Raw genomic sequence first — 13,332 nt, 5'->3', positions numbered from 1 at the left:
GGAGGGGGAGTCAGATGTCGTCTTCTGATAGACAAGAAAAAATTAAGCAACTAAAAATTAATGTAAAAAGAAAAGAAGTATTATCTACATTAAGCGGTCAAATTCCAGTAACTATAGAAGATTTTTTATCTATAGAGGAGACAACAAGAGTATCAAAGAAAGTGTACGAAATAATCGATACCATAACTAATCAAACTGAACTAGTTAAGGATTATCAAATCAATGTGAATACCTTATTGCATACTAAAGAAAGGACAAAAGGATTCCAAAATAACAATGTTGCCATCTTACATCGTCATGACAGAGACACTGGAGCATTAGTAATGACTATAGAGTCCTTTTGGGGAAATATGAATGAAATTTTATCGTTCGTAGGTTTTAAAGATGGATACAGAGATTTAGTAGTCGTAGATAAAGATCTACAATTTGGTCTCTGTATTGAAAGACACGAATATCATAACAATTTAGTAGTATGGTAAGTTAAGGTTGATAACCTTGATTGGCTGTATGCCTTTCAAGGTTTTTTCTTTGGTGGGGGCTACCCAGTGCTTAATGAACTCATCATTCAACCAATAACACATCTAACCCATGTAATACCCGTATAAGGATTTCATGAATTTGTTGTGCGTACGTTAATGCTTGAATTTGTAACCTAAATAACGCTATGCCGATACAAAATACAGGTCGATTATGGTCAGTTACCACCATAGTTGACCTGTTTTTTGTTAGCTTCGTTTTCTGCTGTTTTTTCCAAAATCCATCGCAACTGAACAATACCTTGTTCCGATAGAGAGGGCGAAAGGTCAGATGATGCATTTTTTCAGACGGATAGCACGACAATTCATAGTAGCGGCGGGGAACTTGAAGGATGTTGATAATGTCCGCAACTGAACTGACTTCTAAAGCGATTGTTACTGTGCATAAAAGAACTCTGCTGACGAGCAGTTTACATAAGCAGGTAAGGCAACGTGAAGGCTAGCCACCTTGCCCTCTAATTATAGACGGAAATTCGTTAAAAAATTTCCGCAGGGGGCTAAGTATGGAAGGGGTAAAGGTTTCGATTGACCGTATTGTAGTGGATTTTACGAATGTGTATTGGAAGTTCTTCAATCCACTTCGTCAGTGGCTTTGTGATTCCTACAACGCTTCGTTTTATGTTAAGGACAAGGGATTCAAGTACCGTGTTCGGGTTAGGGAGGGAAAACATTGGGCGTATCTTTCGTATCAGCTAGTTTATGCCCGAATCGGAAGGAAGCATACGCTTCGTCTGGAATGTCCTCCCGACTCTTTGATTCACTTCCAGTCTTGGATTTCAGAGATTGGGAATCATGCAACAGAAATTCTCTATGTTCGTTCTGATGTAGCATTCGACATTCCGTTGCCCTTGACTGAATTGTTTGTCCTTTCATTAACGGGGCGGAACATGAAGAAAAGAAAGGGAACATTTTACTCCAATAAGAGCTATCAGCGGCAAGTTGCAGGATATTGCCGAGTATATGACAAGAAATTGGAACTTCTGCAAAGGCGTGGGGTGAGAATCGAAGGCGAATTGACGAGATTTGAAATCGTGTATAAGCCTGTTGAGAAAATCCCGATGAGCGCTCTAGTCCAGTTTCCGCCCCTATTCAATAGACTTTATCTGTGTTCACAAGTCATTGGTCTTGAGCAGATGAAACCGAAACTTCAACAAAGAGTCAAGGAATTATTGAGCGGCGAACTGGAACAGAAGCAAGTAACAGGGTACTACCGTAGGGAAATTGAGAAGCGAATGCGGCAACGTCCGACTATGGATTTCAATAGACTTGCAGAGGAACAATGGGAGGGTGTAATAACGATACCTTGTGTTGTACTGGGCGGCGTTGTGAGCAAATTACCAGTGGCACTTTAATATTACTCATCCTCCATGACTATCAGTTCATGAAGCTGAATGTCGAGTGTTTTGCAAATTTGCTCCAATGTATCAAAATAAGCCGCATTAACTTTATCAGAGCAAAGGTGGCTAACTGTGCTAGAACGGATATTCATCCTTCTTGCAAGTTCCCGTTGACTAATGTTCCTTTGCTCTAGTATTTCTCTTAGTCTTAACCGAACAGGCATGTTTACCTCCGATACGCACTACCGTTACAGTTGTGCGGTGTTTCTTTCATCATATCACTAAAAAACAATTGCTTGCAACGGAGTACCGTACTATAATGAAGATATGATACGGAATACCGTTTCGATAATTGTGATTTCTGTAACGGTGGGGAGGAAACATCATGAAAGTCATCGGTTATGTGAGAGTTTCAACACAAGGACAAGCCAAGGATGGTTATAGTCTAGCGTACCAACAGGACGAAATTCGTTCTTATTGTCAGGAGCAGGGATGGAATCTTATTCACATATACAGCGATGAAGGCATCAGCGGTGCGAAGGTAGATGAGGAAGCCCTTGAGGTGAACAGAATCGGCTTTCAGAGCATGTTAGTTGCCCTGTCTGCTCAATCCATTGATGCGGTTATTGTCCTCAATACAAGCCGTTTATGGCGGTCTGACATTGTGAAAGTATTGGTACATAGAGAGTTTAAGAAGTATGGGGTGGATGTTCGGAGCATTAAACAACCAACTTACAGCATTTACAAGAAAGACCCAAATGATTTCCTGATTAACGGTTTGATGGAACTGCTAGACCAGTATCAACGGCTAGAAATCGCTCTCAAGTTAGGTCGGGGGCGGAGCAAGAAGGCTCAGCAGGGCGGCTATGCAGGTGGAAGGGCAACCTTCGGCTACAAGGCTAAGAAGGGTCAGAAGTGTATCGAAGTGGACGAGAAGCAAGCACAAACCGTCCTCAGAGTGTTTGAATTAAAGGATCAACATCCAATATGGACGTTGACCCAAATCGCAGAATCGTTGAACGAAGAAGGTTTTAAGACACAGCAAGGCAGTATGTTTACGAAAGTACAAGTCAAACGAATATTAGACAGACGTAATTTTTATAGCGGTATTTACCGCTATGGAGATATATTAGCGGAGGGCTTACATCAAGCCATCCTTTGACGGACATTGAATGGAGATGCTTGCGTCCCACTGCGAACCGAAAGGTTAACGCTCGAACTGAGGTTGCAATCGCTTGAGATCAATCCCATGCAAGAGGAGACGCATATTCATTTAGGTACCGTATATTTCGAGATGGGTGAAGAACATTACGTTGATGCACTGAGGGAAGAGAATCTTGCTTTAGAGATGAATCCCCATTCAAAGTTTGCTTTGTTCAATAAAGCTCTTACGCTCAAGAGATTAAAACAATTCATACAAAGTGAACAGATATTCATAGAATTATCTTTAACGGATGTCAAGGATCGGGAGGTACATGTCCATCTTGCAGATCTCTATCTCTTACAGGGAGAATTTCAGAAGGCGGAGCCGTATATTAGACGGGTTCTGGAGCTGAATCCTGCGGATGCCACAGGATTATCTTTGTTAGGTGAAATGTATGAGCAAGCAGGAAAGATCGAGATGGCGATCGAGACGTTACACCAATTATTAAAGGTGGAGCCAGGTAACATAGAGATCTATGCAGATTTGGCCAATCTATATAAAAAGATTAATAATTTGGCTAAAGCAAAGGAATGCATAGCACACATACAGAGGCTGAGTTCCCTAGATTAAATACGTAGGAGTAAAATACGTAGACACACAAAAACCACGTCTTCAGGACGTGGCTTTGCTCGGAAGTTCTTTAAATGTAGCCGCAAAATCGCGGATATGATCTACAAAAATACCTTTGAGCTGATCTTCCCCTTCTTTAGGGGCTGCATAGGCTTTATAGCCTCCGAAGGATGCGATCGCAATCGCTGCGCTTTGTAAGTCTTTGGAGAAATTTTGCTCAATGATCTCTTCAGTCTTCTTGGGCTTTTCATTACAAATAAAAAAACCTAAGTTCTTCGTCAGCAGCTCATCTTTATTCTTTTTGATGTAGTCACGAATCGGTTTGTAGATCTTCCCGTCTCTAACGCCAGCTCCTAGGATGACGGTATCATACTCCTCAAGCTTAGGCTTGTCCTCCGCTAGATTCAAGCAAGTGCAGTCACCGAGCTCTTCTGCCAGCATCTTAGTGCATAGCTCAGTAGCTCCTGATTTGGTCGCATATATAATGAGGAAAGGCATGTAGTTCTCTCCCTTAGTAGTATAGTGATGGTGGGTTGAGATTGCGGTAATCCGTTTAATGTAATAGCATATGCAATCGCAGATAAAATAAATCTTGTGTATAAAATATCTCGTATATCAAGATAATTTAATTGTAAATTTAGCGTGAATAATTGTCAAGAGAGTGCCAGTAAACCGCCAAATGACACCAAAATTTAACTTTTTATTAATTAGCACTTTTAATGCTTGTTTTAACCTTCACTATGTTTCATTTCATAAGGGTCAGAAAGAGCGGAAGAATTGGAGCGATAGGGTAGACGGAGTAATGGACGCTTCAAAGCATAGAATGATATGATAGAAACGGGTGATAATAATGAGCAATAAAACAAATCAAGAATTGAACAATGACACAATGAATGAAGAAACGAACAAAGTAAACGAGCCAAATCATGAACTAACCGAATCAACTGAAATAACAGAACCAACAGAACCAACAGAACCAACAGAAGCAACACATGAAACAACTCAGGAAGAAGTCGAACAGGACCATAAAAAGTGGGTAGAACTCATTGAAGCGGTTCAACATAACGGTGTAGTGACTTTGCAGACGCATTTTGATGATGTCCAAGTCCAAGTATTGAACCAAGAAATCTATGGACCGGTATTTGTTTTTCAAGTGAGAGATGCATCGGGACATGCTTATCAGTGTGGGTTCTTCCTACGTGAGCTGGTTGCGAAGTTCCAGTCTGGAGGTAATAGTGCCGAATGGATGGGATCATTCTTCTTCGAACTGATGAAGAAGGAGGGCGGAGCAACTTTGCCTGAACCGATGGCGAATGAAGAGGAAGCCAAGACCTTGATGGATCAGCAGCTCATTCCACAATGGATCTCAGATGTGCAAGCCGAATTTGCACCTGAAGATGTTCATGCGGGTCTGGATTGGAACGAGGAGCATGGTCCTGTGTTTGAAGTGGGATTCCCTGCTATCCGAGATGGGAATAACGTATGCGCTTTCCCGATTAATCTATTGTTAACACATTATCTGTTGAATCGTGAGCCTTCTGATCTACTTCTTCAAGGATTATACAAAATCCGTGAAGAGCATGGCATGGAATAAGCTTGCCTAACTAACTGTATAGCTGAATGAAGAACCGTAACGGACCACCGTTACGGTTCTTTTTAATTACAGAAATTGTAACTATATTGTTCTTTTTCTTAATAGGTGTATCACGGAGAAAAGTTACTTACTATTCTGCTCATTTCATAGTATGCATAATATTAACCCCTCTTATAGGGGTTTCTTGTGGGAAAACACACCAAACATTTACATATTGATACAAATAGTGTATATAGTAAGTAGTAAGTAGTAAGTAGTAAGTAGTAAGTAGTAAGTAGTAAGTAGTGAGTAATAAATTACTAAAGATTAAAATTGTTCAACTTCACTTCAGACATCATAGATAAATTTATGAATTGGGGTGTCCTTTCTATGGCAGAGTTATCATTAGCACAAAGTTTCGCATTAATTGCTCTGAATGCACAGCGTAGTCTTTCGATGACTACAGCAAAAAAAGTAGCCCTCCGCTGTACGGCAGCGGCCGTCATTCTGGATGTCTATTTGAATCATGGTTTCACGGAGACGGATAACCAATTATCGGTGCATCCTAATACATGGGATGCGATGCAACCCAAAGGGTATTTATCTACGATTTTAAAACCTATTACACGTAGAAATAATGAGGTTAGTGGTGAACTATTTTGGTGGTTGAAGAAGGCTTCCACGTTATCCAAACGAAAGTTAGTCAAATTTGAGCGTACGATGGCTAATGATCTGAAGGCAAGGTATCTGCTTGAGGAAATACCAAACTTATTGGGCTGTGATTTACTCTTTTATTCCTCAGGTGTAGAAATTAAGGAGTATCGCAGTAATGCTTATGAGTACTCTCGAATTACGGAAGGGATTCGTGCCGATTTTCTAGAGGAGGGACCTCTTAGTGATGAAAATATCTGTATGCTGTGGCTTTTTCGAGAGAGTGGGTGTATGCATGATTTCTTTTCAGGCAACGAACTAGAGAAGGTATCGATTCGTATGGAAGAGTGCCATCGTCATACGCCTTTAGGCAAAAAATTGTTCAGCATTCAAATCCACCATGATATCGAAATGGCTATCAAGTATTTTCTAAATTTCAAAAAATCATTCGTTAAGACCCAAGGCGGCAGTGGTTTGAATTTCGTCTATCCTATTCTGGAGCGATCTCAATCTGTATTCATTGATACAGAGAAGATGCTTCCTAATGCTAGGGAGCGGCTGCACGATGTGTTAGCACGGCTGGAAGAACAGGGTCATAAGTATACGGTTCTACACGAAGGGGTGATTTCTATTATAAAAATTGATAATATTATATATGAGGCAGTACCTCATGCCATTATCGGAAGAATTCCTATTCATGGTGTTCGTCTACTTCCAAGGCGTCCCCTCTAAAGGAGTAAGGTTAATACATGTCTAGACAACGTTCCATGGAGACTATATTGGCCGATGAATTCGTATCCATTGGTGAATTAGTACGGCTTACAGATTCTCGCTACAGCACACTCAAATATTATACAGAAGAAGGGATGCTCCCTTTTGAACAAGCAGAAGAGAATCTAACCCGTCGGTATCGACGAGTAGAGACCGTAGCTCTCATTCTTCGGATTCGAACGATGAAGAGCCAGGGAATGTCGGTTCCACAAATGAAAGAAGCACTTCTTCAGCGTTAGCGCGTAGCACCGGGTTTCCCGGTGTTTTTTGTTTTTTGCTGTTTCACTGGAATGCGAATCCGAAAGGTAAGATCACTTATCGAAATCGGAATTAAATCCATATTATTTGGTTGCCAAAGACAAACGCATAATAGAAAAGGTAGACTCATAGGTGGTCTACCTTTTTTCTGAATTTTTTTATACTTATTGTAAGATAAATGCGTAGCGGTTGGGGAGAATTCAGCCTTCCTAAAAAAATTTTGGAGAATACTTTTAAGTAATTAGTTGCATTCACCATAATTTCACTCAATCAAGATATTAAGGAGGTTTGTCTGCGAATAATCACGCTTATATGTTTGTTCAGTAATGACTCTTTTGTTCTTAATCCAATGAGTAATAAATCAGGTGACTCACAGTCACGCTTAGAGAGGTTATTTTACTTACTTCGTCAACATCATACAATTGATTGATTTCTATGTTCTGAGTGTTGATAGGCATACACTTTTTTAAACTTTAGAAAATTATGTTATATTTTAGTTATTAATAGGAGGTTTTATAGGGACGTTAATACCTATTAAAACTTTCATTTAAAAAGAAAGCTACTTTGTTACGCAAAGTAGCTTCTACTTTTATCAATGTGAAATGAGGAGAGTACATGTTTACCCTCAAAAGAAAAGATATTATATTTATTTTCATTTTTCTAAGTTTATTGACTCTATGCTACTGCTTTTTAACCTATACAGGTAAACAAGAAAAATTTCAGGAGTTATCGAATGAATTATATACTCCTCAACATGTCGTCCTCAGTACCAAAGACTACAAAGAAAATTTTATAAGCAATATTTCGCAGCCTAATTATAGACTTTTTTTGGAATACGATGATACATATCGTTTGTTACTGGAGAATAAAGGAGAATGGTCACCTCCAATGTTATCAGGTAAATTCTTTTCGAAAAGTGACAATACAAAGAAAGCTGTAATTGGAAAAGAACTTGAAAAAAATACTAAAGAAATCAAAGGAAAAAAATATATATCTGCTCATGGGGAAATTTACGAAGTGACTGGTACTATGGGAGCTTCATTTGCAAGCTCAATTGATTATATTGCTCTACTGAACAAACCAATCAAAGGACCAGCAGGTGATTATACAAAAATTGTTGTAGATGGTAGCAGTAAAAAAAATATTAATTTAATCACGAATGAAATCATTAAGAAAAATCCAAGTTTTAATGTTTTGGAAGATGAGCAAAAAGGTTTAACTAAAACCGCCGATATACCATTTATTTATCAGCTATTAGTTTTTGAATTCTATCTCTTAATATTGATTAGCATCATAGCCTTCATGAGATATTGGTATGAAAAAGAAAAGAAGCTTATGTACGTTTTATTCATATTAGGAATTTCAAAAAAGAAAGTATACACCCAATCATTTTTAAAAATTATCATGAACATTACTGTTTCTGGAATTCTATCTATGATTTTATTTTTCACCTTTGATGCTGAAGCGATTATCACACTAGCGCAAATGATATGGGTAATGAGTCTATTCCTTTTCATCGCCTGCATCATATTAGGGGTATTTTTGTGGCTAAATAATTCTAATCGAGGTGTAGCTAAACAGTGAAAGTTAGAGAATTGATATATTATTTTAAGAAGCATAAATTTTTAAGTCTATCGATCTATTTTCACCTGACTTTGTTCTTTGTAATATTGGGAACATTTGTGGCGTTTAAAGGAGAATTGGAATATGAGAGTACTAGTCTTCAAAAAATTTACGAAGGAAAAGCAATTTATCAGCTACTAGATGGATTCTACGATGGCGATAAGTATGCGGAATTTGTTAGTGAGCCTGATTATTTAGTTCGTCTTAAGAGTTACTACAAACAACTCAACAATACTAGTGATTTCAACTATCTGGCTATGTTTAATCAATTTATTTATCTAAAAGATAAAGGGCTACCCGAAGAATTAATTGAAGGATATGAGCAAGGCAGCAAAAAGAATCAAGTACAAGTTGGTGATGATATATTTACTACAGTTAAATCTTTTCAAATGAACAAGCAGGCAATGAATTATTTTGGATTGCAAGTAGAAAATGGTCGTTTATGGAATGATGAAGATTTTAAAGATAATAGCGTAATGCCCGTCTTACTGGGTTCCTCTTATCAGAATTTGTATAAGGTGGGAGACGAAACAACTATTAATTACTATAATAAGCCGCTTACTGTAAAAATCATTGGATTTCTCAAGGAGAACAGTAAGGTATACTTTAACAGCAATACGGAGTTCTACCTTAACAAATATGTAATTTTGCCTTACAGAGATTATGGAATTCCAGCATCAAAAACTGATGAGGTGTTTCAACAAGCTAGTTATTTTGCCGTGGCTAATGGATATCTTGTAACGGAAAACAACGCATTACAAAATAAATTAATGATGCAACGAGTAGAAGCAATTTCTAAGAACACTTCTTTTGCAGGTTATTCCTTTATTGGTTTGAGCCCACATTTTCAAAAATATAGAGGATTAATGACGGTAGTACAGGAGAACAGAACGTTGATACAATCGATATTTGTGTCTACCTTTATATTGAATCTTATTGTAATCATCACAATACTTTTGTTGCAGCAGAAGAGAAGATTGTCCTCTTTTGCAATCCACTATATTAATGGAGCAACAATAAATCGACTTATCTATATGTTATGGTTAGAAATCAGTACTATTCTACTAGCGGCATATCTTACTAACTTTTTAGTTCTTTACGAAATTTTAAAATTAGGCGATATGGAAACGCAATTACTAATCTTAGTTCTTTGCTTTGCTATGAGTATTATAATTTGCATACTACTTGCTCGGAAACTCTTGTCAAACTCAATGACAGATTACATCAACATTGAAGGTGGAGTATAGAATATGTTGCTTGAATTAACAGGTATTAAAAAGAGTTTTAAAAATGGAACTCGATACGAAAACATATTAGAGGATCTAGATTTTAAAGTATCCAAAGGAGATTCGATCGCTATTAAAGGTAAGAGCGGATGTGGGAAATCAACCTTACTAAATATCTTAGGAGGGCTCATTTCTTTTGAAAAAGGTGACATGTTATTTAATGGAACGAATATTTCTAACCATAATGCCAATGAGTGGGCAGAATATCGTAAAAAGAACATAGCATTTGTAACACAAGCTTTCAATTTGCTTGATGACAGAAATGTTTTTGATAATATAGCCCTTCCTCTACAGTACAGCAATATGCCGAAACAACAGATAAAAACTAAAGTTGAAAAAGTGCTACATGATTTAGAGATATATCATGCGATGAAAAGAAATGTATCCACCCTCTCAGGGGGTGAACGTCAAAGAGTAGCGATAGCACGTGCAATTGTTAAAGAACCATCTATACTTCTTGCAGATGAGCCCACAGGCTCACTAGATGAAGAAACAGAGAAGTCTATCTTGAGAATTTTCGATGACCTTCATGACAAAGGGATGACCCTTATAATTGTTACGCATGATGATTCTGTATCCAGTCACTGCCAGCATATATACGAACTTCAACATAAGAAATTGAATTATGTGAATAGCTAACAGAAGCCATCATTCTAATGATTGATGGCTTTTTAGTAAGGTTCATTATAGTTATCAAGTTTTAATATCTCACTTACAGATGAATGAATTCGCTCACCTCTGGGAAAATTATTCTAGATTGAATAATGTCAGGAGGGAACAACATGAAAAAACTTCTCGTCACATCTATATTAGGCACATTGATGGCCTGCACGATGGTTACTGTACCTCAAGTGGATGCTAGGAGTCATCAAACTTACGCAGAGCCTGTAACTGCAATCCCGATGCTCACGAGTCTACGTCAAATTGCACCAAACCAGCTTCAAGTTACTTATGATCAGCCCGTAGATCAGGTGAAAGGAATTGATCCTAAGAACTACTGGATTCAGAGCACATCCGAACAAACGCCAACAAATATTGCAACGCTAGGAATGAACGATAGTGTGAATAGCACGAATTCGCTCACGGCCGCGAATGTGTCGATTCAAACCACAGGGAGTAAGGGTCAAAGCTTTATTCTCACATTTAAACAAAATATCAGTAAAGGCATGGCTTTTAAGATGATCATCTGTTTCGTCACCAAACCAGGTGCACCGCTTTACACCGGGGATAATGGGTCTGCAGCTTTTGTTGGAGAATAATATGACCCACCTATAAGCAACCAAAAAAGAGCAACCCCTGTGGGGGAAGCTCTTTTTCTGTAATAGAAAATATTACTATAGAAATCTATCTACTATAGTTGCGCTCTTTTGGATACTGTTATCTAGAGGCTCTTATTGCGTACTGTTATTTAGAAGCTACTATCTAGCAGCTCTTATTTAGAAGCTCTTGAGTAGATGCTCTTTTCCCAATTTACTAAGTTTAAATTGTTCTTTTAGAAAAAGATGCAACAATATATCGCCAATTTATTCTCGCACATAAGCTAAGACTTTCTTGAGCCAAGCAATATCATTTTGTACAGCATGATAGGCATGATCAGCGATGAGCTGAATCGGTTTTTGTTTTTTGGGCATCACATCAGGGAAGGTAGGATCTGTGTCTTCAATAAGAGTGGCTCGTTTTTGAAGTTTCGTGATGGCTTCCTCTATTAAATAGGCAAGTTTGGTGGCATCTACCTTATCTAAGAAGACCAAGGAGGAGTATAGGGATTTTATATCCGTACATTTCTGAAAAGCAGCGTAGATCTCTTCTTGCAAAGCTTGACGTCCGAGATCCGTAATTCCATAGGTCGTTTTCTCGGGACGATTCTCTGTTTGAATGACATCTTTTTTCTGGATATATCCCTTCTTTAAAAGTACTTCGAAATTATAATACAGAGTTCCATCATTTATGGATATGGTTTTTTCAAGTGGTTTGAGCACTTTTTTCTTCAAGTCGTATGGATGGTGATCGCCCTCGCTCAAGGTACCGAGAATAAAGATTTGAAGCGACATGGTGTTCCCCCTTATTCACATATTGAATAAAAGGACTAACCGAGACTACGAGTCTTAGCTAGTCCTTTTATTATAGTGTACATGAAAATAGGTTACTGTGCAGACTGGGTTGCGATTTGTACTGTTTTAACAGGTTTGAGCAGGTGAATGATAGCATTAATAGCTAAAGCTACTACGCCAACAAGGATAAGTCCTAACAGATATACCGAAGTTTTGCCACCGCCAAACAGCATATTGTAATCCAAATGAACGGTGTAGAACATCGGTGAAATGTGGCTGAGTGCCTTGAAGAATCCCGGCATGATTTCTTGTGGAAGCACGGCTCCACTAGCAATGGTCTGGGACAGCAGCAATGGCAGATTCAAGATCATACCGGCTTGACCAAACGCTAGGCAGAAGATACTAGTGAATTCAATGGCTACGAATAATTCTAAAGCGTGCACCATCCACATTTTGAAGAAGATATCTGCACTATAGCCTTGAATCGCAAAGTAAATGGCTAGACCCACCAAAGGGGCAACAATTGAAAGAACTAAGTTCACGCCTTGAAGGGAAAGGAAGGCTTTCCATTTGTTCATATTCGTCTTCAAGTAATTCAGCGCGCCAATACTCATCATAGAGTAGATCATAGCACCGACATACGAAGCCATTGTCAGGAACATGGGTGCCATCTGGTTGTGCATTCCCGTTGGAGCAGGGTTCGTAATCACTATGTTAGATGTGATCTTGGTCATGACACTTTCAACCATTTGTTTGGATTGATCTGCGGGGACTTTCATGCCTTGCAATAGACCTTCGAAACTTTGAGTCTGAATTTGGCTGGTGAGTTTGCTGGAGATCTGATCGGCTACATTTTGCATGCTGCTGTTGATTGCTGCTGGATTAGATTCATTAATAAAGAAATCTAACTTCGCTTTTTCCCCTTGCTTGGACAGTTTCTGAGTGAAGTCTTGAGGAATGTGCATGATTAAATGAACTTCTCGATCTTCAAGTTCTTTTTTCGCCTGATCTAGTGAATCATTCGTAACGAGTTTAAAAGGAAGCTGCTTTTTCATCTGTTCTACGAACTGTACACCCGACTGTGTATCTTCATTGACGATCGCTACGGACAGGTTGCTTATATTTTTGGGTATAGCGCTATATCCCGACATGAATATTCCAATCATGATGATCTGATAGAACACCATCATGAATATTCCACTTTTGATCGCCTTATTTTTAAAAAATGCTGACACTGACTTCTCCACCCTTATACTTTATTTTATATACTTTAATTAGAGTAGTTTATCTAGAGTTTTAAGTCAAGCCGAACCCGTGAAAAAAAGTGCATAATCTGTGAACTAAAATATCTGTGAACTAAATAATAAATGCATCTTACTCCTAAGCATGCATGAACTACTGAGATATTATTAGCTTAAAAATAGAAAAACCAAAAAAAGGACCTTTGTGAAAAACAAAGGTCCTTTTTTTGG

General features: G+C 38.3%; 15 protein-coding genes. 11 read left to right on the top strand and 4 right to left on the bottom strand.

The genetic code is table 11. From position 1 onward, the window contains the following. The first annotated feature begins 14 nt into the window (after positions 1 to 14). Complete coding sequence (locus J2Z69_RS11780; RefSeq protein ID WP_209862546.1) at positions 15 to 479, top strand: YxiF family protein; 465 nt, start codon at positions 15 to 17, stop codon at positions 477 to 479. A gap of 560 nt (positions 480 to 1,039) precedes the next feature. After that, entirely contained in the window at positions 1,040 to 1,888 is an 849-nt protein-coding gene (locus tag J2Z69_RS11775) for a replication initiation factor family protein (RefSeq protein WP_209862542.1), read from the top strand. Positions 1,889 to 1,890: 2 nt separating this feature from the next. Here the strand turns inward: J2Z69_RS11775 and J2Z69_RS11770 are convergent, their stop codons facing one another. Beyond that, the gene (locus J2Z69_RS11770; protein ID WP_134754430.1) at positions 1,891 to 2,097 is read right to left on the bottom strand and encodes a helix-turn-helix domain-containing protein; all 207 of its coding nucleotides are present in this window, start codon (positions 2,095 to 2,097) and stop codon (positions 1,891 to 1,893) included. Between the two features lie 161 nt (positions 2,098 to 2,258). Between J2Z69_RS11770 and J2Z69_RS11765 the strand changes: the two genes are divergently transcribed. Next, positions 2,259 to 3,035 carry a recombinase family protein gene (locus J2Z69_RS11765; protein WP_209862539.1) on the top strand — a complete coding sequence of 259 codons (777 nt, stop codon included), beginning with the start codon at positions 2,259 to 2,261 and terminating at the stop codon, positions 3,033 to 3,035. A 6-nt stretch (positions 3,036 to 3,041) separates the two neighbouring features. Next, positions 3,042 to 3,647, top strand: coding sequence for a tetratricopeptide repeat protein (locus tag J2Z69_RS11760; protein ID WP_209862536.1), 606 nt, complete (start codon positions 3,042 to 3,044; stop codon positions 3,645 to 3,647). A gap of 42 nt (positions 3,648 to 3,689) precedes the next feature. Here J2Z69_RS11760 and J2Z69_RS11755 read toward each other — a convergent pair whose 3' ends face one another. Further along, positions 3,690 to 4,145, bottom strand: coding sequence for a flavodoxin domain-containing protein (locus J2Z69_RS11755; protein ID WP_209862533.1), 456 nt, complete (start codon positions 4,143 to 4,145; stop codon positions 3,690 to 3,692). A 352-nt stretch (positions 4,146 to 4,497) separates the two neighbouring features. On the opposite strand from J2Z69_RS11755, the gene J2Z69_RS11750 reads away from it, so the two are divergent. The 7 genes from J2Z69_RS11750 (at position 4,498) to J2Z69_RS11720 (ending at position 11,068) form a co-directional block, all read left to right on the top strand. Further along, positions 4,498 to 5,241: a hypothetical protein gene (locus J2Z69_RS11750; RefSeq protein ID WP_245339234.1), complete on the top strand. Its 744-nt coding sequence runs from the start codon at positions 4,498 to 4,500 to the stop codon at positions 5,239 to 5,241. Between the two features lie 369 nt (positions 5,242 to 5,610). After that, positions 5,611 to 6,603, top strand: coding sequence for a hypothetical protein (locus tag J2Z69_RS11745; protein WP_209862529.1), 993 nt, complete (start codon positions 5,611 to 5,613; stop codon positions 6,601 to 6,603). Positions 6,604 to 6,620: 17 nt separating this feature from the next. Next, a complete protein-coding gene (locus J2Z69_RS11740) occupies positions 6,621 to 6,881 on the top strand; it encodes a helix-turn-helix domain-containing protein (RefSeq protein ID WP_209862526.1) in 261 nt (86 codons plus the stop codon). A 634-nt stretch (positions 6,882 to 7,515) separates the two neighbouring features. Further along, the gene (locus tag J2Z69_RS11735) at positions 7,516 to 8,484 is read left to right on the top strand and encodes a hypothetical protein (protein ID WP_209862524.1); all 969 of its coding nucleotides are present in this window, start codon (positions 7,516 to 7,518) and stop codon (positions 8,482 to 8,484) included. Further along, positions 8,481 to 9,770: a hypothetical protein gene (locus tag J2Z69_RS11730; RefSeq protein ID WP_209862522.1), complete on the top strand. Its 1,290-nt coding sequence runs from the start codon at positions 8,481 to 8,483 to the stop codon at positions 9,768 to 9,770. The genes J2Z69_RS11735 and J2Z69_RS11730 overlap by 4 nt, the downstream gene beginning before the upstream one ends. 3 nt (positions 9,771 to 9,773) lie before the next feature. Then, positions 9,774 to 10,448: an ABC transporter ATP-binding protein gene (locus tag J2Z69_RS11725; RefSeq protein ID WP_245339233.1), complete on the top strand. Its 675-nt coding sequence runs from the start codon at positions 9,774 to 9,776 to the stop codon at positions 10,446 to 10,448. Between the two features lie 143 nt (positions 10,449 to 10,591). Further along, positions 10,592 to 11,068, top strand: a complete 477-nt coding sequence (locus tag J2Z69_RS11720) for a hypothetical protein (RefSeq protein WP_209862519.1) — start codon at positions 10,592 to 10,594, stop codon at positions 11,066 to 11,068. Between the two features lie 264 nt (positions 11,069 to 11,332). Here the strand turns inward: J2Z69_RS11720 and J2Z69_RS11715 are convergent, their stop codons facing one another. After that, the gene (locus J2Z69_RS11715) at positions 11,333 to 11,860 is read right to left on the bottom strand and encodes a PadR family transcriptional regulator (protein ID WP_209862504.1); all 528 of its coding nucleotides are present in this window, start codon (positions 11,858 to 11,860) and stop codon (positions 11,333 to 11,335) included. A gap of 92 nt (positions 11,861 to 11,952) precedes the next feature. Continuing rightward, positions 11,953 to 13,095: a YhgE/Pip domain-containing protein gene (locus tag J2Z69_RS11710; RefSeq protein WP_209862501.1), complete on the bottom strand. Its 1,143-nt coding sequence runs from the start codon at positions 13,093 to 13,095 to the stop codon at positions 11,953 to 11,955. Between the last annotated feature and the right edge of the window lie 237 nt (positions 13,096 to 13,332).

Origin of the sequence: Paenibacillus shirakamiensis (genome assembly GCF_017874255.1) — a bacterium.
GTDB lineage: Bacteria > Bacillota > Bacilli > Paenibacillales > Paenibacillaceae > Fontibacillus > Fontibacillus shirakamiensis.
Note: the sequence above shows the minus strand (reverse complement) of the source record. Positions and strands in the feature narration are given on the sequence as shown.